This is a genomic window from Sphingobium sp. PNB, assembly GCF_019873065.1.
GTDB lineage: Bacteria > Pseudomonadota > Alphaproteobacteria > Sphingomonadales > Sphingomonadaceae > Sphingobium > Sphingobium fuliginis.
In genome coordinates this window covers 1-20,724 of sequence record NZ_JAINEZ010000087.1, presented here as the reverse complement: position 1 = coordinate 20,724, position 20,724 = coordinate 1, and the positions used below count along the sequence as shown (strand labels likewise).

Here is a 20,724-nt window from a genome sequence, read left to right as displayed (position 1 = left end):
GAGGATGAGGGGACGAGCGGCGGGGATTGGTCCGCCGGTCCTTTGCGGGGCACGGCCGGTCGCGGAAAAAGGGTTAAAAAAGGCGTGTTTATTTGACTTTAACCTTGTGCTTTTACAAAATTGCGGATGAACGCGCGGCGGGGGTCGGGCGATATTTGCCCCGGGGGCGTGTTTTACCGTGTTTCATGATGGTCAGATCAATGCCCAGCAGGGTGGCGCTTCCGCGTCCCTGTGGCTGACTGACTCGATCCGCAGGGCGGGACCGGCCGAGGATCGGCGCGACTGGCGGGAGAAGCTGCGCGACTGGGCCGAGGATGTGGAACTGGTTCCCGACCTTGGCCAGCGGGTGGGAAGTTTCACCTGGTTCCGGGGACTTGCGACCTGTTTCGGGCTGTGCGCGGCGGCGCTTTATCTGTCGCCGGGCTTTCATGCCCTGCCCGGCGCGCCGCAGCCGCTGATGCCGGCGAGGCAATTCGACGAAGTGCGCAGCCAGATGATCATGCCGCTTGCCCTGGGCGCGGACAGCGGGCGGCGCATGGGGCCGACCGACGCGGTGCAGCCGCTGCGCGAGACGCCGGAGCGGCCGCAGATCGAATTGCGCGCGCAGATCGGCGGCAGCGATTCGCTGGGCCGGGCGCTGGCGCGGGCGGGCGTGAGCGGCGGCGACGTGGCGACGGTGACGAGCCTGGTGGCGGGCGACACCGGCGCGGGATTGAAGCCGGGCACGCCGCTGGACATCGTGCTGGGCCGACGGCCGAGCCGGGACGTGCCGCGGCCGCTGGACAGGCTGAGCTTCCGGGCGCGGCTCGATCTGGGGATCGAGATCGCGCGGGCCGGCGGGGTCCTGCAGGTGCAGCGGACGGCGATCCATGTGGACGAGACGCCGCTGCGCATCCAGGGCGTGGTGGGCGAGAGCCTCTATCGTTCGGCGCGGGCGGCGGGCGCGCCGCCCAAGGCGATCCAGAGTTTCCTGCGCGTCGTCGCGCAGCAGGTCGATCTCGGATCGATTTCGGCGGGGGACCGCTATGACATCGTCACCGAATATCGGCGGGCCGACACGGGCGACGTGGAGGTGGGCGACCTGCTGTTCGCCGGGCTGCACCGGGCGAGCGGGCGCGGCATCGACATGCTGAAATGGACGCAGGACGGGCGGACCCAGTGGTTCGAGGCGTCGGGCGTCGGCCAGCGGCGCGGCGTGCTGTCGGCGCCGGTGGCGGGGCGCATGTCGTCCAGCTTCGGCATGCGGCGCCATCCGATCCTGGGTTATACCCGCATGCATGCGGGGATCGATTTTGCCGCCCATTATGGTTCGCCCATCTATGCGGCGACGGATGGCGTGGTGTCCTATGCCGGGCGGCATGGCGGGCATGGCAATTATGTGCGGCTGGAGCATGGCAACGGCCTTGCCACCGGCTATGCGCATATGAGCCGCATCGCCGCGTCGCCGGGGCAGCGGGTGCGGCAGGGGCAGGTGATCGGCTATGTCGGATCGTCGGGCCTGTCGACCGGGCCGCATCTGCATTATGAGCTGTATCGGAACGGACGGACCATCAATCCGCTGTCGGTGCGGTTCACCACGACATCGCAACTGGCGGGCAGGGAACTGGCGGCTTTCCGGCAGCGGCTGGTGCAGTTGAAGAGCCTGCGCATCGGCCTGCCCGTGCAGGTGGCGCAGAAGAGCGCGGCGCCGGCCGCGACCGGGAAATAGCTTTTCGCGGGCGATTCCCTCCGCTAACGGGCGGGAATGAACGCAGCGGCTTCCGACATCACCGCGATCCTGCTGGCCGGGGCGCGGCCGATCCCCGATCCCCTGGCGGCGGCGGCCGGCGTGGCGGTCAAGCCGCTGGTGCCGGTGGCGGGGGAGCCGATGATCAACCGGCCGGCCCGCGCCCTGCTGGCGCATCCGGCGGTCGGGCGGCTGGTCGTGCTGACCCAGGCGCCGGAGCTGTTCGCCGCCGATCCGGCGACCGCCTGGCTGGCGGAGCATCCCGAAGTGCGGTTCGAAAGGAGCGGGGGCGGAATCGCTTCCTCCCTCATCGCCTTGCTGGACCGGGGGGACCTGCCCTTTCCCCTGCTGATGACGACGGCGGATCATGTGCTGCTGGACGGGGCCATGCTGGACCAGATGGTGCGCGAGGCATCCGGCGCGGACATCGCCGTGGCGATGGTCGAGCGCAGGACATTGCTGGCGCGCTATCCGGGGTCGCGGCGGACCTGGCTCAAATTTCGCGACGGCGGATGGTCGGGGGCGAATCTCTTCTGGTTCGGCAGCGGCAAGGCGCGGCCGGTGGTCGCGCTGTGGCAGGAGGTCGAGCAGGACCGGAAGAAGGGGTGGAAGATTCTGTCCGCCTTCGGGCCGCTGGCCCTGCTGGGCGCGGTGCTGCGGATTTCGACGCTGCGGGGCGGGATCGCGCGGGTGGGGCGGCGCTTCGGGATCGTGGCGCGGCTGGTGGCGATGGAGAAGGCGGAGGCCTGCATCGACGCGGACAAGCCGGATGACGTGGCGCTGATCGAGGCGATCCTGGCGGGGTCTGTGCGATAGAAGGGGCGTGTTCCTGCCTGCGCAGGAGCACCTAATTCCATTTCCGCATGTTGTTCCATGTTCGAAAGTCAGTAGGCGTCCAGTTCCTCCAGCGCGGTGAAACGCTGCGACCAGAGCGCGCCGTAGACCGCCATCCACTGCACGACGGGCGCAAGGCCCTTGGCGCGGGCGGAATAATAGGTTTCGCGCCCGGCGCGGCGGGCCGTCACGAGGCTGGCGCGTTTCAGCTTGCCGAGATGGCGGGACACCATGGGTTGCGATACGCCGGAAATGGCGGTGAGGGCGTGGACGCTCTGTTCCCCTTCGCGCACCAGATATTCCAGCAGGGCGCGCCGGGTGCCGTCCGACAGGGCCTTGAACAGTTCGTCGCAGGAGGCCGATCGATCCCCCTTTAAAATATGGTCGGTCATGACCCCATTCATAATCATCGGGTTATCGATGCGTCAAGGTGAAGGCGGTTTTTACCCTTCCCAGCGGCGTTAACCAAAAAAACTTTGGGCCTGTTCTGCGCTGAGTCTTTTGAGTCACACTAGCCGATCTTGAGTCTTTCGAGTCGCTGTCGACTCAATATCTAGTGGCTACCCGGTTCGTTCTCCGTCATGTTAACCATTATGTGAGGCTTGAACCCTAAGTTGCTGATCTTGACGGCTGACTCCGGAGGACTCATCGCTGGGCCTCAGAAGGAAACGGGGGTCACGAAATGGGTGTCATGGAACGCGTCGCGCCGCGGCGGAAAAAGGCGGTTGCGCCCGTGGAGGTCGAGGCCGACCGCCTGTTGCGTGGCGACTGCATCGCGGAAATGGCGAAGCTGCCCGATGCGTGCATCGACATGATCTTCGCGGACCCGCCCTATAATCTCCAGCTTGGCGGCGACCTGTTCCGGCCCGAGGGCAGCCGGGTGGACGCGGTCGACAATGACTGGGACAAGTTCGATACGCTGGGTTCCTACGACCGTTTCACCAAGGCCTGGCTGCGGGAAGCGCGGCGCATATTGAAGCCGAACGGCACCATCTGGGTGATCGGCAGCTACCACAATATCTTCCGCGTCGGCACGGCGTTGCAGGACGAGGGCTTCTGGATCCTCAACGACATCATCTGGCGCAAGTCCAATCCCATGCCCAATTTCAAGGGCACGCGCTTCACCAATGCGCATGAGACGCTGATCTGGGCGAGCCAGGGCGAGGATGCGCGATATACGTTCAACTACAAGGCGATGAAGACGCTGAACGACGAGTTGCAGATGCGGTCCGACTGGGTGCTGCCGATCTGCGGCGGGCAGGAACGGCTGAAGCGCAACGGCACCAAGGCGCATCCGACGCAGAAGCCGGAGGCCCTGCTCTATCGCGTGCTGCTGGCCTGTACGAAGCCGGGCGACGTGGTGCTCGATCCCTTTTTCGGCACCGGGACGACGGGCGCGGTGGCCAAGCGCCTGGGCCGCAGGTGGATCGGCATCGAGCGCGAGGACGATTATATCGAGGTCGCGCTGGAGCGGATCGAGGCCGCGCTGCCGCTGGACGAAAGCGCGCTGACCATCATGCAGACGGCGCGGCAGCAGCCCAAGGTGGCGTTCGGCACGCTGGTCGAGACGGGCTATCTGCAGCCCGGCGCGGTGCTGACGGATTCGAAGCGGCGCTGGCAGGCGGTGGTGCGGGCGGACGGTTCGCTGTCGGTGGGGGCGGATACCGGCTCGATCCACAAGATGGGCGCGACCTTGCAGGGTGCGCCGAGTTGCAATGGCTGGACCTTCTGGCATTGCGAGGTGGAGGGCGTGCTGAAGCCGATCGATGCGCTGCGGCAGACCTATTTGCTGGCGAACGAGCCTTAACGATCCCGGATTTCCTTTCGGGCTCTGGGCGACGGAGTTTGAAGATGTTGCCACAGCTTCCTGCGGATGCGCGGCTTTACCTGCGCCCCATCTGGTTCGTGCCGTCGCCCGTCGGTCTGGCCGACGGGTCGGCGGCGCGGATGGGCAATGGGTTGCTGTGGTTCCAGGCTTATGAGCTGACGGCGCGGAAGGACGGGCAGCGCGTGGCGCGGGCGACGGTGCCGGTCGCGGAATTTGCCGACGCCATTGCGGGGCTGCCCGATGCTCTGGCGGAGCGGGCGCAGCGGCTGGCGGCCAATATCTCGGCGCAGAGGCAGCCCCTGGTGCTGGGGGAACGCACCATCCGGTTCGACGCGCCGCAGGTGATGGCGATCCTGAACATCACGCCGGACAGCTTTTCCGACGGCGGCAGGCATATGGACGATCCGCAGGCGGCGGCCGATGCGGGCTTCGCCATGGCGGCGGCGGGGGCGGCGCTGATCGATGTGGGCGGCGAATCCACCCGACCCAGGGCGCCGCGCCTGTGGGAAGGGGATGAGATCGCCCGCGTCGTGCCGGTGATCGAAAGGCTGGCGGCGGCGGGGGTTCCCATGTCCATCGACACCCGCAAGGCGGCGGTGATGGAAGCCGCGCTGGCGGCGGGAGCGGCGGTCGTCAATGATGTGAGCGCGCTGCGGCATGATCCCCGCGCCATGGAAGTGGCGGTTGCGGCGGGATGCCCCGTCATCCTGATGCATGCGCCGTCGGCCGGGGACGATCCGCACGACAATGCCGGGGGTTATGGCGATGTCGTGGCCGATGTGTTCGACATGCTGGAGGCGCGGGTGGACGCCTGTCTGGCGGCGGGGGTGCCGCGCGGGAAGATCATGGTCGATCCGGGATTGGGCTTCGGCAAGTCGCTGGGCGACAATCTGGCGCTGGTGAACGGGCTGGCGACGTTGCAGGGGCTGGGCGTGCCGCTGCTGTTCGCGGGCAGCCGCAAGCGCCTGATCGGGGCGCTGTCGAACGAGGCGCCGGCGGCGGAGCGGCTGGGCGGATCGGTGGCCCTGGTCTTTCGCGCCGCTGAACTGGGCGCGCAGATGGTGCGGGTGCATGATGTCGCGGAAAGCGTTCAGGCGCTGCACCTCTGGCGCGGTCTGGCGGATGCGGGCTTGGGCGCGGTTTAGAGCAGATTCCGATCCGATTGCATCGGCTCGACTGCTCTAAGTTTTTGTTTTGTCGCGTTTTCCGAGTCAGCAGATGATTCCATCTGCTTGGAAAACGCTCTAGAGCATCGTGCGGAGAAAGGGGAGGCGGTTTAGGCCTGCCGGGAAGGTCCCCGTTCAGGCCGTGGCGGAGGCCGTGCCGCCTATCGCAGCCAGCCTTTCGCCCGATAGGCTTCGGCAGTGGCCTTCAATCCCTCTTCCGTCGGCACTCGGGGCACCCACAGCTTTTTGGGCGGTTGCCTGCGCTTCGTCACGACCCAGTCGGGGTGGCAGAAATAGCTGACCCGGTCGGGCGTCAGCCTGGCGTTCCTGCCGCGCACCAGCCGGTCGAGCCGCGCGCCCATGCCCAGCAGCCAGGCGGGCGTCGCGAAGGTTCGCACCGCCCTCTCTCCAGGCCGTCCGACGGCGCGTCCGATCGCCTGCGCGAAGTCCATATGGTCCCAGCCGCCGGGCGTGCCGTCATCGACCTCATAGACATGGGTCAGGCTCTTCATGTCCTTTTCGACCGCCAGCGTCAGGAACAGACGGGCGAGGTCGCCCACCTCGATCACCGACAGGCGTCCGCCGGGCGGCATCAGCATGATCCCGCGCCGGGCCATGCGGAACAGTTCCAGCATCTCCCGGTCGCCGGGGCCGTAGATGGCGGGCGGGCGGATGATCGTCCAGTCGAGGCCGCTCGCCTTCACATGCCGCTCCGCCAGTTCCTTCGACCAGCCATAGTCCGACAGTTCCGGTTCCCGCGCCGAAAGCGAGGAGACGTGGATCAGCCGCTTGACCCCGCGATGCCGCATCGCGTCGACCACCGCCATGGTGCCGCGCGCATTGCCCGTTTCGAAGCCTTCGCGGTCGGGCGCGTTCACCACGCCGGCGATGTGGATCACCACATCGGCGTCGCGCACCAGCGTGTTGAGCGCCGCCCGGTCCTCCAGCGCGCCGGGCACCCATTTGAGATGGGCGCGCGGCGGCTGCGCCCGGCGGGTGATGGCGCTGACATGATGTCCCGCCGCCAGAGCCTGATGGAGCGTTTCGGCGCCGACGAAACCCGTCGCGCCCGTCATCGCAATGCGCAGGGACATGGGATCAGACCATCGCCATATGATCGCGGTGGACCAGCACCGAGCGGGGCAGATGCCCCAGCAGCGCGGCGATGTCCTCGCTGCGCTTGCCGGCGATGCGGGAGGCTTCCTCGCTGTCATATTCGATGAGGCCGCGGGCGATCACCTGACCATCCTCGGCCAATATGTCGACCACGTCGCCGCGGGCGAAGATGCCATCGACCCGCGCCACGCCGGCCGGGAGCAGGCTGTTGCCGCGGCCCAGGGCCGCCTCTGCCCCCGCATCGACCACGATCCGCCCGCGCACGGTGAGGCGGCCGGCGAGCCAGCCCTTGCGCGCGCCCCTGGCCTGTGCGGCGAGGAAGATCGAGCCCTTGCCGCCATCGGTCCAGTGCGACAGCGGCGAATCCACCTTGCCGGAGATGATCGCCAGATGCGCGCCGGCCCCGGTCGCGATCCGCGCCGCCTCGATCTTGGAGGTCATGCCCCCCGATCCCATGCCCGAGGCGGAGCCGCCGTCCGCCATCCCGGCGATGCGCGCATCGATGCGCTCGATTGTCTCTATCAGCATGGCGTCCGCATCGACATGCGGGTTGGCGGTGTAAAGCCCGTCGACGTCCGACAGCAGCACAACTGCGTCAGCCCGTGCCGCCTGTCCGATGCGCGCCGCCAGCCGGTCGTTGTCGCCGAAGCGGATTTCCGCCGTGGCGACGCTGTCATTCTCGTTCACGACCGGCACGACGTCGAGCGCCATCAGCCGTTCCAGCGTGGCCGACGCATTGAGATAGCGGCGGCGGTTTTCCAGATCGTCCAGCGTCACCAGCATCTGCGCGGCGGTGATGCCCCTTTCGTGGAGCAGGCTGGCCCAGCATTGCGACAGCGCGATCTGACCGGTGGCGGCGGCCGCCTGCGCGTCTTCTAGCGAGCCGCGTCCGCCCTTGGGCAGTTTCAGCCGCCGGGCCCCCAGGGCGATGGCGCCGGAGGAGACGATGATGATCTGCTGGCCCGCAGCCTTGCGCGCCGCGATGTCGGCCACCAGCGTGCGCAGCCAGGATTGGCGCACCTCGCCCTCCGGATCGACGAGCAGGGCGGAGCCGATCTTGACGACCAGGCGGCGGATTTGCGAAGGAGGGAAGCCGGAGAGGGAAGAAGTCATGAAGCGGTCCGAATGCGCTCCTCCCCTGCAGGGGAGGCGTTGGGGTGAGGAGGCAAGGCGGGGGAAGCCCTATCCGGCAAGCCCCCATCCCCGACCCCTTCCCTGAAGGGGAGGGGAGGAGTTACAGTGGCGACCACGGCTTCTCGTCTTCTTCTTCTGTCCCATCCTCATCATCCTCGCCGGGCTGGTCCAGCAGCGGCAGCACCGCGTCCAGCAGGGCCGGCACGCCTTCGCCGGTCGCGCCGGAGATGATGAACACATCGTCCACCCCAGCCTCGTCCCGAAGCTGGCCGGCAATGTCCTCCATCAGTTCCGGCCCCAGCAGGTCGCCCTTGTTGAGCGCCACGATCTGCGGCTTTTCGTCCAGCCCGCCGCCATAGGCCGCGAGTTCATCCTGCACGATGCGGAACTGTTCGACCGGGTCGTCGCCGGTCGCGTCGATCAGGTGCAGCAGCACCCGGCAGCGTTCGACATGGCCCAGGAAGCGGTCGCCGATCCCCGCGCCCTCTGCCGCGCCTTCGATCAGGCCCGGAATGTCGGCCAGGACGAATTCCCGGTCGCGATGCAGCACCACGCCCAGTTGCGGCTTGGTGGTGGTGAAGGCATAGGCGCCGACCTTCGCCTTGGTGTTGGTGACCTGGTTGATGAAGGTCGACTTGCCCGCATTGGGCATGCCCACAAGGCCCACATCGGCCAGCAGCTTCAGCCGCAGCCACACCCACATTTCCTGCCCCGGCCAGCCCGTGCCATGCTGGCGCGGGGCGCGGTTGGTGCTGGTCTTGTAGGACAGGTTGCCGCGCCCGCCGTCGCCGCCGCGCAGCAGCACGATGCGTTGCCCGACCTGCGTGAAGTCGGCGAGCAGTTCCTGTTCATATTCCATCGTCCCGTCCTCATCCTCCGTGCCGTCGACGGGCGTGGGATCGGACAGGATCTGCGTGCCCACCGGCACCTTGATGACGAGGTCTTCGCCGCCGGCGCCATAGCGGTTCTTGCCCGCGCCGGGCATGCCGCGCTGCGCCTTGAAATGCTGGGTGTAGCGGAAGTCGATCAGGGTGTTCAGCCCGGCCACCGCCTCGAAGATGATGTCGCCGCCTTTGCCGCCGTTGCCGCCGTCGGGACCGCCATATTCGACATATTTTTCGCGCCGGAAACTGACCGCGCCGGGACCGCCCCAGCCGGACTTGATGAAAATCTTCGCTTGATCAAGAAAATGCATCGCGCGCCCATAGCGGTTTATGCGGCGGAATTAAACAGGCGCGCGGCAAAAGCGGCCGCTTGCCCGAAAAGCGGCCGGCGCCGGAGAAGGCGGCGCCGCGCCGCCATCCCCGGCAGCAGGGATCAGGCCGCCAGCGCGGGCAGCGAATCCCCGTAGAGGTCGGTCGACGAATCCGTCATCATGGGGCTGGCGCCCGCCTGTCCGGAGGCGCCTTCCTCGAAGACCAGGCAATCCGCCGCCGCGCCCCGGCCCAGGCTGAAGCGCCTTTCCATCCGGCCGGCATAGCGGAAGCCGAGCTTGCGCAGGACGTTGCCGGATGCCGGATTGTCCACGAAATGGGCGGCGCGCACATCGCGGACGCCCGAGGCGCGGGCCATGTGCATGACGGCGCTGGCCGCTTCGGTCGCGAAGCCGAGTCCCCAATAGGGGCGGGCGATCCAATAGCCCAGCTCCACCCTGCCATCAGCCGCCGCATGGAGGCCGCAGCCGCCGACAAGGCGGGGCGCGCCCTTGGTGCGGGTGAAGGCAAGCAGGCTGGGCAGGCGGGGGTCCTGCGGCTGGGCCAGGAACGCCTGCGCATCGGCCTGGCTGTAGGCGGCCGGTGCGCGGGTCAGGTTGCGCAGGACGGCCGCATCGCCGATCGCTTCTGCAAGGGCCGGCGCATCTTCCATCCAGCCGGGCCGCAGCAACAGGCGGGGGGTACGGGCGAACATCGAAAGTCTCCTAATCTCCGGCGCGCCAATGACCGCGAAAAGTTACGGCTTGACGACTATCTTCTCTGGCTGGGCCCCGCCCGCACGACGCGCGAGAAAGCGAGGGGTTCCAGAGAGTTGAGGGAAATTCAGGGGAGACGCCCGTCGACACGAAAAAGGGGCGCTCCCGGATGGGGCGCCCCTTGTTTCCCTCGAACTCTGGCGGTGTGACCAAAGTCGTTCCGCCAGGAGGATCGCCCCGATTGCGAGGGACGATCCGTCATCGATCGTCCGTTATTCGGCTGCTTCGGCCAGTGCGTCGACCGATACATATTTGCGGCCGAGCTTGCCGGTGTGGAATACCACGCGGCCTTCACCCAGCGCGAACAGCGTGTGGTCCTTGCCCATGCCGACATTGCGGCCCGGATAGACGCGGGTGCCGCGCTGGCGAATGATGATGTTGCCGCCGATCACTTCCTGACCGCCGAACTTCTTCACGCCAAGGCGCTTCGATTCCGAATCGCGACCGTTGCGCGACGAACCGCCAGCTTTCTTATGTGCCATGACTTAAACTCCTCGTGACTTTGCTGCGGCTCAGGCGATCGACACGATCTTGAGGATCGTGTGATTCTGGCGGTGGCCGTTGCGACGACGGTAGTTGTGCCGGCGGCGCTTCTTGAAAACGATGACCTTCTCGCCCTTCGCCTGCGCGACGATTTCGGCGGCGACGGTCAGCTTGGCTGCGTCCTTCACGTCGCTGCCTTCGCCGGCGAACAGGACGTCATCCAGGGTCACCTTGTCGCCAGCCTCACCGGCCAGCTTCTCGACGACGATCTTGTCTCCGGCGGCGACGCGATACTGCTTGCCGCCCGTGCGCACGACTGCGAACATGGCTCTTCTCTTCTCGTTCAAATCTGCTTTACGCAGATCGTCGAGGGACAATGCCCTGTTGGACCCGCGCGGGAATGTGGCCCGCTACTGGAATGACTCGCCCATGTCAACCGGCAAGCGCGGCATTCGGGGCTGGTTTTTGGCCTTGCGCGTCCCTATCTTGGCGCGGCGAAAGGATAGCATCACGCATGACGCCAGCGCCATACAGGAATGAAGCACTGGCCGCCCGGCTGTTGTTCATCCTGACCCTGTGGCTGTCGATCGGCGTGGCCCTGCTGAGCGCGCTCGCCCCCCTGGGGCCGCCATCCAGCCGGTTCACCGGCTCCGCCTTCAACCCGGCCACCACCGCCGTGGTGTTGAAGGCCCGCGCCCATGCGACCCCTGTCGCCGCGCAGGCCATCGAGCCGGATGGCGACGGGCGGGCGCCGTTTCCGGCGTTCGCCATGAGCGGGCCGATGGCCATTGCGATGCTGCCGGGCGTCGTCCTGCTGCGCGCCGGCGACCGATTCTCTCCCGCCTTCGTTTCTTTCCCGTCCTTCCACCTGCTTTCCCGCCGGCGGGCGCGGGCACCCCCGGTCCTTTCCTGACGCATCGCCCTCTGGGCGGCCGTTCCGGGCCGCCATCAGGAAAAAGGAGCCTCTTCATGACCCGCAGAAGATCGAGACGCGGCAGCACGGGGTCGTCCCGCCGCCGTCCGCCATGGTGGTTCATGCCGGCCGTCATGGCGGGACTGGGCGCGGCCGGCGCGCTGTTGTCGGCGGCGATGCTGACCGTCGCTGAATGAATATGATATGCCGCCGATGGAGGGCGTTCCTCCATCGGCGGTCAGGGAAAGACACTCCATGCCCCATCACACGCCCCTGATCGGAACGATCGTCGCGGGCCTTGTCGTCGCCTTCGTCATGGGCGCCATCGCCCATCGCCTGAAATTGTCGCCGCTTGTCGGCTATCTGATCGCCGGGATCATGGTCGGGCCGTTCACGCCGGGCTTCGTCGCCAATGCCAGCCTGGCCAATGAACTGGCGGAGATCGGCGTCATCCTGCTGATGTTCGGCGTCGGCCTGCATTTCTCCCTGCGCGACCTTCTGTCGGTGAAGAACATCGCGGTGCCCGGCGCGCTGGGCCAGATCGCGGTGGCGACGCTGATGGGCATGGGCTTGGCGCATGTCATGGGCTGGCCGCTGCTGGGCGGGCTGGTCTTCGGCCTGGCGCTGTCGGTGGCGAGCACCGTCGTGCTGCTGCGCGCCCTGCAGGGGGCGGACCTGGTGGAAACGCGCCGGGGCCGGATCGCCGTCGGATGGCTGATCGTCGAGGATCTGGTGATGGTGCTGGCGCTGGTGCTGCTCCCCGCGCTTGCCGGGGTCATGAACAATGCCGATGCGGCGGGCGGGGCCAATGCCGGGGCCTTGCTGGCGCCGCTGCTGGGCACGCTGCTGAAGGTCGCGGGCTTCGTCGCGCTGATGCTGGTGGTCGGCCGCCGCGTCATTCCCTGGGCGTTGCACTGGGTCGTGCATAGCGGATCGCGCGAGCTGTTCCGCCTGGCCGTGCTGGCGATAGCGCTGGGCGTCGCCTTCGGCGCGGCGGTGGCGTTCGACGTGTCCTTCGCGCTGGGGGCGTTCTTCGCCGGCATGATCTTGGGCGAGACGCCGCTCAGCCGCCGCGCGACGGAGGAGACGCTGCCGCTGCGCGACGCCTTCGCCGTGCTCTTCTTCGTTTCCGTCGGCATGCTGTTCAATCCGGCGGTGCTGGTCGACCAGCCGCTGCCGTTGCTGGCCACGGTGGCGATCATCATCGTCGGCAAGTCGATCGCCGCCTTCGCTATCGTCCGCGCCTTCGGCCATCCGGGCGACACGGCGCTCACCATTGCGGCGAGCCTGGCGCAGATCGGGGAATTCTCCTTCATCCTCGCCTCCTTGGGGACGGGACTGGGGGTCTTGCCGGCCGAGGCGCGCGACCTGATCCTTGCGGGCGCGATAGTTTCGATCTTCCTCAATCCGCTGATCTTCTCCCTGATCGTGCGCGGGCACAAGCAGGAGGAGGTCGAGGAAGAGGCGCAGGCCCAGAAGGCGAAGGCCAAGCCGCGCATCGGCCATGTCATCCTGGTCGGCTATGGCCGGGTGGGGAAGCTGATCGCGGATCGGCTGGCCGAGAAGGGCGCGCATTTCGTGGTGATCGAAGCCGATTCCGACCGGGCGGAGGAGGCGGAGGAGGCCGGCCTTACCGTGGTGCGGGGCAGCGCGCTGGAGGACCGGCATCTGCGGGCGGCCGGCATAAACGAGGCGCGGCGGCTGCTGATCGCCGTGCCCGAAGGGTTCGAGGGCGGCGCGATTCACGAACATGCGCGCCACCTCAATCCCCATCTTCAGGTCATCGCCCGCGCCCATTCCGATGCGGAGGTCAGGCATCTGGAGGGGCTGGGCGTGCCCCATGTGGTGATGGGGGAGCGGGAGCTGGCGGCGCGGATGCTGTCGCTCTGCGGGGCGGGTTAGGGTGTTGTCAAACGGAGCTTGGTCGATCGATGCGAAGGCATTTTAGAGCATCGTGCGCAAAAGTGGGAACCGGTCTTGCGCTTAAAAGGATGCGACAACAAAAGCTTGGAGCGCGCGGCCTGCGCAGGATTTAACGCAGCGCGCTCTAACCGTTGCCCAATCCGTCGAGGAACCGTGCCGCCTGTTTCCTGAGGGCGGCGCGGTCCTCCACGCTCATCCGGTTCCAGTTGCGATAGGGCATGGCGAGGCGCGGATTGCGCGCCAGCTTCCGCTCGTTGCGGGCCAGAAAGTCCCAGTAGAGCGCGTTGAAGGGGCAGGCGTCCTCGCCAAGGCGCCGCTTCACGTCATAGCGGCACCGGCCGCAATAATCCGACATGCGGTTGATATAGGCGCCGCCCGCCGCATAGGGTTTCGACCCCAGCAGGCCGCCGTCCGCGAACAGCGCCATGCCGATGGTGTTGGGCATTTCCACCCATTCATAGGCGTCGGCATAGACCTCCAGATACCAGACATGCACCTGCACGGGGTCGATCCCGGCGAGCAGGGCGAAATTGCCGGTGATCATCAATCGCTGGATATGATGGGCGTAGGCGTGGTCGATGGTCTGGCCGACCGCCCGGGCCATGCAGTGCATGTCGGTCTTGCCCGTCCAGTAGAAGCCGGGCAGGTCGCGCTTCGCATCCAGCGCATTGCGGCGGCCATAGCCGGGGCCTTCGTGCCAATAGACCCCGCGCACATATTCGCGCCAGCCGATGACCTGCCGGATGAAGCCCTCCGCCGCGTTGAGCGGGACCCTGCCGGCGCGGTATCGCCCCTCCACCGCCCGGCAGAGCGACAGCGGGTCGAGCAGTCCGGCGTTGATATAGGGCGACAGGACCGAGTGCCAGAGGAATGGCTCATCGGTCAGCATCGCGTCCTGATAGTCCCCGAAGCGGGGCAGGGCGTGATCGAGGAAATGGGCCTGCTGGCGTTGCGCATCCTGATGCGTGACGGCGAAGTGGAAATGGTCGAGCGAGCCGATATGATCTGAAAAACGCGCCGCGACCAGCGCCAGCACGTCCTGCGTGATCGGGTCGGGGCGGAAGCGGAGCGGCTGCGGCATCAACAGGTCGCGCCGGGGCGGCGGTTTTCGGTTTTCCGCGTCGAAATTCCACTGGCCGCCTTCGGGTTCGCCCTCTTCCGTCAGCAACAGCCCGGTCCTGCGGCGCATGTCGCGGTAGAAAAATTCCATCCTGAGCTGCTGGCGCGCCGCCGCCCAGGCATCGAATTCGGCATGGGAGCAGAGGAAGCGGTCATCCTCATGGATGGTGACGGGGATGCCGAAGCGGCCTTCCCATTCCTCCAGCATCGCGCGGACGCGCCATTCGCCGCCCTCCGTGACGTGGATCGCGGAGGGACGGTGGCGTTCGATGGCGCGGGCGACCTCCCCGGTGAAGCTGCCGCTGTTTTCCGGCTGGTCGAGCTTCACATAGTCGACCGTCCATCCGAGCGCCCTCAACCGATCGGCATGATGGCGCATGGCGGAGAGGATGAAGGCGATCTTGGCCTTGTGATGGCGGACATAGGTGGTTTCGTCCGCCACCTCCATCATCAGCAGGATGCTGTTTGCCGGGTCGGCGTTCCGGAGCGACGCGATGCCGGGCGTCAGCTGGTCGCCGAGGATCGGGATGAGGAGGGGGGCAGCCATGGCTCTTCAATGCATGAAGGGCTGCCCGGCTCCCGCCCGGTCAACCGCGGGGCTTGCGGGGGCCAGCCTTGCGCGGGCCGCCCTTGAACGGCCGCGCGCCATAGGCGGGCCTGGGGCCGTGCCCTTCATTGGGGCGGCCCTTGCCGCGCGGGCCGCCGTCGCGCCGGTTTTCGCGCGCCATTTCGCGGGGCTTGCCCTCGATCTGCTCGATCGCGACTTCGGCGCCCTCGTCGCTGGCCTGGCCGGTGCGTTTCACCGCGCCGACGAACTTCGCCGCGATGGCGGAGGGAATTTCGAACATCGTTTCATTGGCGGCGATGCGGATCGCGCCGATCTCCTGCCGCGACACATGGCCGCGGCGGCAGATGAGCGGCAATATCCAGCGCGGATCGGCATTCTGGTTGCGGCCGATGTCCATGCGGAACCAGACCGTATCCTCAAACCCCGGACGCGGTCCGTCGCGGCGGGCGGGCGCTTCGCTGGCGTCCAGCAGCTCCTCCGGCGCGGGAAGGGCGGCGCGGGCGCTCTTCACCAGCATGGCGGCGATTTCCTTGGGCGATTTTTCGGCCAGCAGTTCGGCGCCCAGCGCCCAGTCCTGCTCGTCCAGCTCGGCGCGTTCCATCAGCTTCTCGCGCAGGCGGGCATTGTCCTGTTCCTGGATCGCTTCCCGGCTGGGCGGGGTGCCCCATTCGACGGGGATCTTCGCGCCGCGCAGCATGGATTCGACCCGGCGGCGGCGCGGATAGGGGACGATCAGCACGGCCGTCCCCTTCTTGCCGGCGCGGCCGGTGCGGCCGGAGCGGTGCTGCATCGTTTCCGCGTCGCGCGGGATTTCGACATGGATGACGAGGCTGAGATTGGGGAGGTCGATGCCGCGCGCCGCGACGTCGGTTGCGACGCAGACCCGCGCGCGGCGGTCGCGCAGGGCCTGCAGCGCGTGGTTGCGCTCATTCTGGCTGTGTTCGCCCGACAGCGCCACCGCCGCGAAGCCGCGCTCCGTCAGGCTGGCGTGGAGGTGGCGGACATTGTCGCGGGTGGCGCAGAAGAGGATCGCCGTTTCCGCCTCATGATAGCGCAGCAGGTTGACCACCGCATTTTCGATGTCGGCGGGGGCGACGGTGACGGCCTGATAGCTGATGTCGCCATGGCCGCGCTCGTCGCTGACGGTGGAGATGCGCAGCGCGTCCTTCTGGTAGCGCCTGGCCAGCGCCACGATCGGCTTGGGCATGGTGGCGGAGAAAAGGAGCGTGCGGCGGCCCTCCGGCGCGCCGTCGAGGATTTCTTCCAGATCCTCGCGGAAGCCCATGTCGAGCATTTCGTCGGCTTCATCGAGCACCACCGTCCTGATCGCCGACAGGTCGAGCGCGCCGCGTTCGAGATGGTCGCGCAGGCGGCCCGGCGTGCCGACGACGATGTGCGCGCCGTGGGAAAGCGCGCGGCGTTCCTTGGCGGCGTCCATGCCGCCGACGCAGGTGGTGATGCGCGCGCGCGCCTCGCCATAGAGCCATTCCAGTTCGCGCGCGACCTGAAGCGCCAGTTCGCGGGTCGGCGCGATGGCGAGGGCCAGCGGCTGGGCGGCGACGGGCAGGCGGTTCTGTTCGCCCAGCAGTTCGGCGGCCATGGCGAGGCCGAAGGCGACCGTCTTGCCCGATCCTGTCTGCGCCGAGACGATGAGGTCGCGGCCTTTGGCTTGCGCCTGGGTGACTTCGGCCTGGACCGGGGTCAGGCTTTCATAGCCCTTTCGCGTCAGCGCGTCGGACAGGAGGGTGGGGAGATGTTCGAAAGACATTATATTTTCCATCGGTAAAGCGACCCGCCATTCCCGACGGATACGAAGGTGACCTCAATGCGCTCCGGGGGGGTTTTTGGAGCCGGGGTGCAAGGTCATGCACCCCGAAGTTCACACCGTTGCCGGGCGAGTCCGCCTAAGGTCACGGTGTCTGGTGATCGCGTTATAACATGCATGCCTGTCCTCCGTTCGCCCTGAGCTTGTCGAAGGGGCTTTTTTCTTTCCTTCAGGAAAAGAAGAGGGCTTCGACAGGCTCAGCCCGAACGGGTGAGAGGGCGTTTCATGGTGCCAAGTCTCTAAAAAGCGAAAGCCTCCTTCCCCGCATGGAGGAAGGAGGCTCCCCTATCTGTTTGTGCGTCGGATCAGGCCGAAGCGACTTCCGCCACGTCGACCTTCACGCCCGGGCCCATCGAGGACGACAGGGCGATCTTGCGGACGTACTTGCCCTTCGAACCCGACGGCTTCGCCTTGACGATGGCGTCGACGAAGGCGTCGAAATTCCTGCGCAGGTCTTCGGCCGAGAAGCTCGCCTTGCCGAGGCCGGCATGGATGATGCCCGCCTTTTCGACGCGGAATTCGATCTGGCCGCCCTTGGCGGCCTTGACCGCTTCGGCGACGTTCGGGGTGACGGTGCCCAGCTTCGGGTTCGGCATCAGGCCCTTGGGACCCAGAACCTTGCCCAGGCGACCGACCAGACCCATCATGTCGGGGGTGGCGATCACGCGCTGGAAGTCGATATTGCCCGCCTGGATCGATTCGAGCAGGTCTTCGGCGCCCACCACGTCGGCGCCGGCGGCGGTCGCGGCTTCAGCCTTGTCGCCGCGGGCGAACACGGCGACGCGGACGTCCTTGCCGGTGCCGGCGGGCAGGGTCACGACGCCACGGACCATCTGGTCGGCGTGACGCGGATCGACGCCCAGGTTGATCGCGATTTCGACGCTTTCGTCGAACTTGGCGGTCGCATGGGTCTTGATCAGGCCCAGCGCCTCATCGACGCCGTGCAGCTTTTCGCGGTCAACGGCAGCGGCCAGGGCCTTCGCCTTCTTCGTCAGCTTTGCCATGGTCTTAGCCCTCCACCACTTCGAGGCCCATCGCGCGGGCGGAGCCTTCGATGATCTTCGTCGCTGCGTCGATGTCGTTCGCGTTCAGGTCGGCCATCTTGGCCTGCGCGATTTCGGCGAGCTGCGAGCGCTTGATCTGTCCGGCGGAAACCTTGCCCGGCTCCTTCGAGCCCGACTTCAGGTTGACGGCCTTCTTGATCAGGTAGGTGGCGGGCGGCTGCTTCGTGACGAAGCTGAACGAACGGTCCGCATAGACGGTGATGATGGTCGGCAGCGGGGTGCCCTTTTCCATCTTTTCCGTCGAGGCGTTGAACGCCTTGCAGAATTCCATGATGTTCACACCGCGCTGACCCAGCGCCGGACCGATCGGCGGCGAGGGGTTGGCGGCTCCAGCGGGCACCTGGAGCTTGATATAGCCCGTAATCTTCTTGGCCATTGTCACTCACTCTGTTGCTGGGCGTGCCCGAAGGCGCGCCCGGTTCAAGTTTAGCGGTATTGACGGATCACCGGAGCGATCCTCCCGCACTTTCCCTTGTCGTCATGCCAGCGGAAGCTGGCATCTCAGGCCGCAAGGGAACGGCCTGGGGCACGAGATCCCAGCTTTCGCTGGGATGACGTGAAAATCACTTCGACAGTTCGACCTGTTCGAAGTCCAGTTCGACCGGGGTGGCGCGGCCGAAGATCGACACCGACACCTTGACCCGGTTCTTTTCGAAATCCAGTTCCTCGACCGTGCCGTTGAAGCTGGCGAAGGGGCCGTCCAGCACCTTGACGCTGTCGCCGATTTCGTAATCGACGTTGATCTTGTGCTTGGGCGCGGCTTCGGCGGCCTTCTGCGCGCCGAAATAGCGCGCGGCCTCCGCCTCGCTGATGGCCTGCGGCTTGCCGCTGGACCCCAGGAAACCCGTCACCTTCGGCGTGTTCTTGACGAGATGGTAGATGTCGTCGTTCATCGCCAGCTTGGCGAGGACATAGCCGGGCATGAACTTGCGCTCGACCTGCACCTTCTTGCCGCGCTTCACCTCCGTCACGGTCTCGGTGGGGACTTCCACCTGCTCGACCAGCTGGGAGAGGCCCATGCGCTCGGCTTCGGACAGGATCGATTCCTTGACCTTGTTCTCGAAGCCCGAATAGGCGTGGATGATGTACCAGCGCGCCATGTTATCCTGTCAAACTCCCAGTTTCGTCGTCAGGCCTGTCCGGCGGCGAACGCCAGCAGCCACTGGACGATCGCGCCGAAGAAGGTGTCGATGCCGAAGAAGAACAGGCCCAGCAGCGAGGTCATGATGACCACCATCACGCCGGTCATGATCGTTTCGCGGCCCGTGGGCCACACGATCTTCGACGCTTCGGTCTTCACCTGATTGACGAATTCGCCCGGAGAAACCTTCGCCATCGCCCGCACCAAATCCTTCCAACAAACACCAAAGCGCGAAGCAACAGTCCGCCCTCCCGATCCCGCCCTGTTCGGCGTCCGGGGGTGCGGCCGCGCTCCGCGACCCATGCTTCGTCAAGCACAGCTAGCCGCGAACCCCCGATATTTCAAGGTTTCGCGGCCAGTTCGCTTGGCAGGAGTGGAGGGACTCGAACCCCCGGCATTCGGTTTTGGAGACCGACGCTCTACCAACTGAGCTACACTCCTGCACTGGCCGGGGCCAGCGAAGGAGGGCGCTTTAGCGTGGCCCGCCGGGGAGAGCAAGCGGGAAAACCGAGAGCATGTTCCGATTGGATGGAATCGGAACATGCCCTCGATTTTCCCTGCCTGCGGTGATTTCCGAACCTTGGAATGGGCCATTTCACTGGAGATCCTAGAGGAAATTCCCGCCCTTCATGATCCTGCGCACGCGGCCCTGCACGGGCATGCGGTCGAACGGCGTGTTTCCGGCCTGGGCGGCCATCTTCCCCGAATCCACGATCCACGGCGCGTCCGGATCGATGAAGATCAGGTCCGCGGCGCTGCCTGCCGCGAAGCTGCCGCCGTTGACGCCTAATATCCTTGCCGGATTGGCGCTGAGCAGGGTCATCAGCCGGTTGAGCGTCACATGCCCGTCCCGCACCAGGTTGAGCGACAGGGCGAGCAGCGTTTCCGCGCCGGCCATGCCGGGGGCGGCGTCCGCGAAGGGCAGGCGCTTGTCCTCCGGCCCGCGGGGATCGTGGCTGGACGTGATGACGTCGACGGTGCCGTCCGCGACCGCTTCGATCGCGGCCTTCCGGTCGTCCTCCGACCGGAGCGGCGGGGAGAGGCGCGCGAAGGTGCGGAAATCCGTCACCGCATTGTCGGAGAGGAAGAGATAGGCCGGGCTGATGCCGCAGGTGATCCTGAGGCCATCCGCCCTGGCCGCGCGGATCAGGTCGAAACCCGCCCGGGTCGTCACCAGCCGGAAATGGATCGCGCCGCCGGTCACCCGCGCCAGCATGATGTCGCGGGCGATCGCCATCGCTTCGGCGCAGGCGGGCGCGTGGGGCAGGCCGAGCCGCGTCGCCGTTTCGCCGCTGGTCGCCACGGCCTTGCCCGCAAGGCCGCTATCCTCCGCATGGGTGATGACGGTGAGGCCAAGGCCCGAGGCATAGGACAGCACGCGCATCATCACGCCGGAATCGGCGATCCACTGGCGTCCGGTGCCGACCGCCTTCGCCCCTGCGGCCTGCATCATGCCGATCTCCGCCAGCTCGGCCCCCTTCAGGCCGCGGGTGGCCGCCGCGATGGGGTGGACCCAGAAGTCGGGCTTGCCCGCCCGCGTCGCCTGGCGGATGAGGCCGGCATCGTCCAGCGGGGAGGATTGATCGGGCATCAGCGCGGCGCGGGTGATGCCGCCGAAGTGGAAGGCCGGCTTGTCGGTGGCGAAAACGCCGAGATCGACGAGGCCGGGCGCGACGACGAGGCCGTTTGCGTCGATGGTTTCGGCATCTTGCGGCACGGTGATGTCGCCGGTTGCGAGGATGCGGTCATCCTCGATCAGGATGACGCCGGTGGCGAGGTCATTGCCTGCGGGGTCGGCCAGCTTTCCGTTGATGATGGCGAGTTTGGTCATTTCGGATTCACCTTGCGGCCAATGCCGTCAATCCCCCTGCCTTGCGTTTTGGGATGGGGCGGGAGATGGGTCCCCGCCTTCGCG

General features: G+C 66.8%; 21 protein-coding genes and 1 tRNA gene. 7 read left to right on the top strand and 15 right to left on the bottom strand.

Annotation, left to right across the window (positions count from 1 at the left end; all coding sequences use genetic code 11):
* Nucleotides 1-178: 178 nt before the first annotated feature.
* Together K7W03_RS21925 and K7W03_RS21920 are read left to right on the top strand one after the other, a co-directional pair.
* Nucleotides 179-1,708: a peptidoglycan DD-metalloendopeptidase family protein gene (locus K7W03_RS21925; protein WP_222887302.1), complete on the top strand. Its 1,530-nt coding sequence runs from the start codon at nt 179-181 to the stop codon at nt 1,706-1,708.
* 36 nt (nt 1,709-1,744) lie between these two features.
* Nucleotides 1,745-2,542: a nucleotidyltransferase family protein gene (locus tag K7W03_RS21920; RefSeq protein ID WP_025551598.1), complete on the top strand. Its 798-nt coding sequence runs from the start codon at nt 1,745-1,747 to the stop codon at nt 2,540-2,542.
* Nucleotides 2,543-2,610: 68 nt separating this feature from the next.
* Here K7W03_RS21920 and K7W03_RS21915 read toward each other — a convergent pair whose 3' ends face one another.
* Nucleotides 2,611-2,952, bottom strand: a complete 342-nt coding sequence (locus K7W03_RS21915) for an ArsR/SmtB family transcription factor (RefSeq protein WP_025551600.1) — start codon at nt 2,950-2,952, stop codon at nt 2,611-2,613.
* A gap of 290 nt (nt 2,953-3,242) precedes the next feature.
* Here K7W03_RS21915 and K7W03_RS21910 point away from each other — a divergent pair, with 290 nt between their 5' ends.
* Nucleotides 3,243-4,367, top strand: a complete 1,125-nt coding sequence (locus tag K7W03_RS21910) for a site-specific DNA-methyltransferase (protein WP_025551601.1) — start codon at nt 3,243-3,245, stop codon at nt 4,365-4,367.
* A gap of 44 nt (nt 4,368-4,411) precedes the next feature.
* A complete protein-coding gene (gene folP / locus K7W03_RS21905; protein ID WP_222887301.1) occupies nt 4,412-5,533 on the top strand; it encodes a dihydropteroate synthase in 1,122 nt (373 codons plus the stop codon).
* Nucleotides 5,534-5,715: 182 nt separating this feature from the next.
* On the opposite strand, the gene K7W03_RS21900 is transcribed toward folP, so the two are convergent.
* The 6 genes from K7W03_RS21900 to rplU all read right to left on the bottom strand — a co-directional run bounded on the left by K7W03_RS21900 (nt 5,716) and on the right by rplU (nt 10,582).
* Entirely contained in the window at nt 5,716-6,648 is a 933-nt protein-coding gene (locus K7W03_RS21900; RefSeq protein WP_061940799.1) for an NAD-dependent epimerase/dehydratase family protein, read from the bottom strand.
* A gap of 4 nt (nt 6,649-6,652) precedes the next feature.
* Complete coding sequence (gene proB, locus K7W03_RS21895) at nt 6,653-7,783, bottom strand: glutamate 5-kinase (protein ID WP_222887300.1); 1,131 nt, start codon at nt 7,781-7,783, stop codon at nt 6,653-6,655.
* Between the two features lie 121 nt (nt 7,784-7,904).
* Nucleotides 7,905-8,999, bottom strand: a complete 1,095-nt coding sequence (gene obgE / locus K7W03_RS21890) for a GTPase ObgE (protein WP_025551607.1) — start codon at nt 8,997-8,999, stop codon at nt 7,905-7,907.
* A 122-nt stretch (nt 9,000-9,121) separates the two neighbouring features.
* On the bottom strand, nt 9,122-9,712 hold the full coding sequence (locus K7W03_RS21885; RefSeq protein WP_103000187.1) for a GNAT family N-acetyltransferase: 591 nt from the start codon (nt 9,710-9,712) through the stop codon (nt 9,122-9,124).
* A gap of 273 nt (nt 9,713-9,985) precedes the next feature.
* Nucleotides 9,986-10,255 (bottom strand): 50S ribosomal protein L27, encoded by a 270-nt coding sequence (gene rpmA, locus K7W03_RS21880; protein WP_022683124.1) that lies wholly within the window; start codon nt 10,253-10,255, stop codon nt 9,986-9,988.
* A 30-nt stretch (nt 10,256-10,285) separates the two neighbouring features.
* Nucleotides 10,286-10,582, bottom strand: coding sequence for a 50S ribosomal protein L21 (rplU, locus tag K7W03_RS21875; protein WP_007683601.1), 297 nt, complete (start codon nt 10,580-10,582; stop codon nt 10,286-10,288).
* 188 nt (nt 10,583-10,770) lie between these two features.
* Here rplU and K7W03_RS21870 point away from each other — a divergent pair, with 188 nt between their 5' ends.
* Genes K7W03_RS21870 through ybaL form a run of 3 tightly spaced genes read left to right on the top strand, consistent with a single transcriptional unit; the run spans nt 10,771 to nt 13,071 of the window.
* Nucleotides 10,771-11,169, top strand: a complete 399-nt coding sequence (locus K7W03_RS21870; protein WP_226870390.1) for a hypothetical protein — start codon at nt 10,771-10,773, stop codon at nt 11,167-11,169.
* A gap of 56 nt (nt 11,170-11,225) precedes the next feature.
* Entirely contained in the window at nt 11,226-11,366 is a 141-nt protein-coding gene (locus K7W03_RS21865) for a hypothetical protein (protein ID WP_165363323.1), read from the top strand.
* 58 nt (nt 11,367-11,424) lie between these two features.
* Nucleotides 11,425-13,071 carry a YbaL family putative K(+) efflux transporter gene (gene ybaL / locus K7W03_RS21860; RefSeq protein WP_222887299.1) on the top strand — a complete coding sequence of 549 codons (1,647 nt, stop codon included), beginning with the start codon at nt 11,425-11,427 and terminating at the stop codon, nt 13,069-13,071.
* Nucleotides 13,072-13,216: 145 nt separating this feature from the next.
* On the opposite strand, the gene K7W03_RS21855 is transcribed toward ybaL, so the two are convergent.
* From K7W03_RS21855 to K7W03_RS21820, 8 genes are all read right to left on the bottom strand, one after another.
* Nucleotides 13,217-14,758, bottom strand: coding sequence for a cryptochrome/photolyase family protein (locus tag K7W03_RS21855; RefSeq protein ID WP_222887298.1), 1,542 nt, complete (start codon nt 14,756-14,758; stop codon nt 13,217-13,219).
* A 40-nt stretch (nt 14,759-14,798) separates the two neighbouring features.
* Nucleotides 14,799-16,547: a DEAD/DEAH box helicase gene (locus tag K7W03_RS21850; RefSeq protein WP_137709332.1), complete on the bottom strand. Its 1,749-nt coding sequence runs from the start codon at nt 16,545-16,547 to the stop codon at nt 14,799-14,801.
* 362 nt (nt 16,548-16,909) lie between these two features.
* Complete coding sequence (rplA, locus tag K7W03_RS21845) at nt 16,910-17,608, bottom strand: 50S ribosomal protein L1 (protein WP_044661677.1); 699 nt, start codon at nt 17,606-17,608, stop codon at nt 16,910-16,912.
* A 4-nt stretch (nt 17,609-17,612) separates the two neighbouring features.
* Nucleotides 17,613-18,044 carry a 50S ribosomal protein L11 gene (rplK, locus tag K7W03_RS21840; RefSeq protein ID WP_044661678.1) on the bottom strand — a complete coding sequence of 144 codons (432 nt, stop codon included), beginning with the start codon at nt 18,042-18,044 and terminating at the stop codon, nt 17,613-17,615.
* Between the two features lie 187 nt (nt 18,045-18,231).
* Nucleotides 18,232-18,768, bottom strand: coding sequence for a transcription termination/antitermination protein NusG (nusG, locus tag K7W03_RS21835; RefSeq protein WP_007683610.1), 537 nt, complete (start codon nt 18,766-18,768; stop codon nt 18,232-18,234).
* A gap of 29 nt (nt 18,769-18,797) precedes the next feature.
* Complete coding sequence (gene secE / locus K7W03_RS21830; protein WP_025550848.1) at nt 18,798-19,004, bottom strand: preprotein translocase subunit SecE; 207 nt, start codon at nt 19,002-19,004, stop codon at nt 18,798-18,800.
* A 170-nt stretch (nt 19,005-19,174) separates the two neighbouring features.
* Nucleotides 19,175-19,250 (bottom strand) — tRNA-Trp (locus K7W03_RS21825).
* 166 nt (nt 19,251-19,416) lie between these two features.
* Entirely contained in the window at nt 19,417-20,640 is a 1,224-nt protein-coding gene (locus K7W03_RS21820) for a dihydroorotase (protein ID WP_099186198.1), read from the bottom strand.
* Nucleotides 20,641-20,724: the final 84 nt, after the last annotated feature.

What these genes read in the sequence shown, in the direction of transcription:
- K7W03_RS21820 (WP_099186198.1), bottom strand. Translation starts at nt 20,640, where the DNA reads ATGACCAAACTCGCCATCATCAACGGAAAGCTGGCCGACCCCGCAGGC.
- nusG (WP_007683610.1), bottom strand. Translation starts at nt 18,768, where the DNA reads ATGGCGCGCTGGTACATCATCCACGCCTATTCGGGCTTCGAGAACAAG.
- K7W03_RS21910 (WP_025551601.1), top strand. Translation starts at nt 3,243, where the DNA reads ATGGGTGTCATGGAACGCGTCGCGCCGCGGCGGAAAAAGGCGGTTGCG.
- K7W03_RS21900 (WP_061940799.1), bottom strand. Translation starts at nt 6,648, where the DNA reads ATGTCCCTGCGCATTGCGATGACGGGCGCGACGGGTTTCGTCGGCGCC.
- K7W03_RS21885 (WP_103000187.1), bottom strand. Translation starts at nt 9,712, where the DNA reads ATGTTCGCCCGTACCCCCCGCCTGTTGCTGCGGCCCGGCTGGATGGAA.
- ybaL (WP_222887299.1), top strand. Translation starts at nt 11,425, where the DNA reads ATGCCCCATCACACGCCCCTGATCGGAACGATCGTCGCGGGCCTTGTC.
- K7W03_RS21865 (WP_165363323.1), top strand. Translation starts at nt 11,226, where the DNA reads ATGACCCGCAGAAGATCGAGACGCGGCAGCACGGGGTCGTCCCGCCGC.
- proB (WP_222887300.1), bottom strand. Translation starts at nt 7,783, where the DNA reads ATGACTTCTTCCCTCTCCGGCTTCCCTCCTTCGCAAATCCGCCGCCTG.
- rplA (WP_044661677.1), bottom strand. Translation starts at nt 17,608, where the DNA reads ATGGCAAAGCTGACGAAGAAGGCGAAGGCCCTGGCCGCTGCCGTTGAC.
- obgE (WP_025551607.1), bottom strand. Translation starts at nt 8,999, where the DNA reads ATGCATTTTCTTGATCAAGCGAAGATTTTCATCAAGTCCGGCTGGGGC.
- K7W03_RS21920 (WP_025551598.1), top strand. Translation starts at nt 1,745, where the DNA reads ATGAACGCAGCGGCTTCCGACATCACCGCGATCCTGCTGGCCGGGGCG.
- K7W03_RS21855 (WP_222887298.1), bottom strand. Translation starts at nt 14,758, where the DNA reads ATGGCTGCCCCCCTCCTCATCCCGATCCTCGGCGACCAGCTGACGCCC.
- rplK (WP_044661678.1), bottom strand. Translation starts at nt 18,044, where the DNA reads ATGGCCAAGAAGATTACGGGCTATATCAAGCTCCAGGTGCCCGCTGGA.
- K7W03_RS21870 (WP_226870390.1), top strand. Translation starts at nt 10,771, where the DNA reads ATGACGCCAGCGCCATACAGGAATGAAGCACTGGCCGCCCGGCTGTTG.
- K7W03_RS21850 (WP_137709332.1), bottom strand. Translation starts at nt 16,547, where the DNA reads ATGTCTTTCGAACATCTCCCCACCCTCCTGTCCGACGCGCTGACGCGA.
- rplU (WP_007683601.1), bottom strand. Translation starts at nt 10,582, where the DNA reads ATGTTCGCAGTCGTGCGCACGGGCGGCAAGCAGTATCGCGTCGCCGCC.
- rpmA (WP_022683124.1), bottom strand. Translation starts at nt 10,255, where the DNA reads ATGGCACATAAGAAAGCTGGCGGTTCGTCGCGCAACGGTCGCGATTCG.
- folP (WP_222887301.1), top strand. Translation starts at nt 4,412, where the DNA reads ATGTTGCCACAGCTTCCTGCGGATGCGCGGCTTTACCTGCGCCCCATC.
- secE (WP_025550848.1), bottom strand. Translation starts at nt 19,004, where the DNA reads ATGGCGAAGGTTTCTCCGGGCGAATTCGTCAATCAGGTGAAGACCGAA.
- K7W03_RS21915 (WP_025551600.1), bottom strand. Translation starts at nt 2,952, where the DNA reads ATGACCGACCATATTTTAAAGGGGGATCGATCGGCCTCCTGCGACGAA.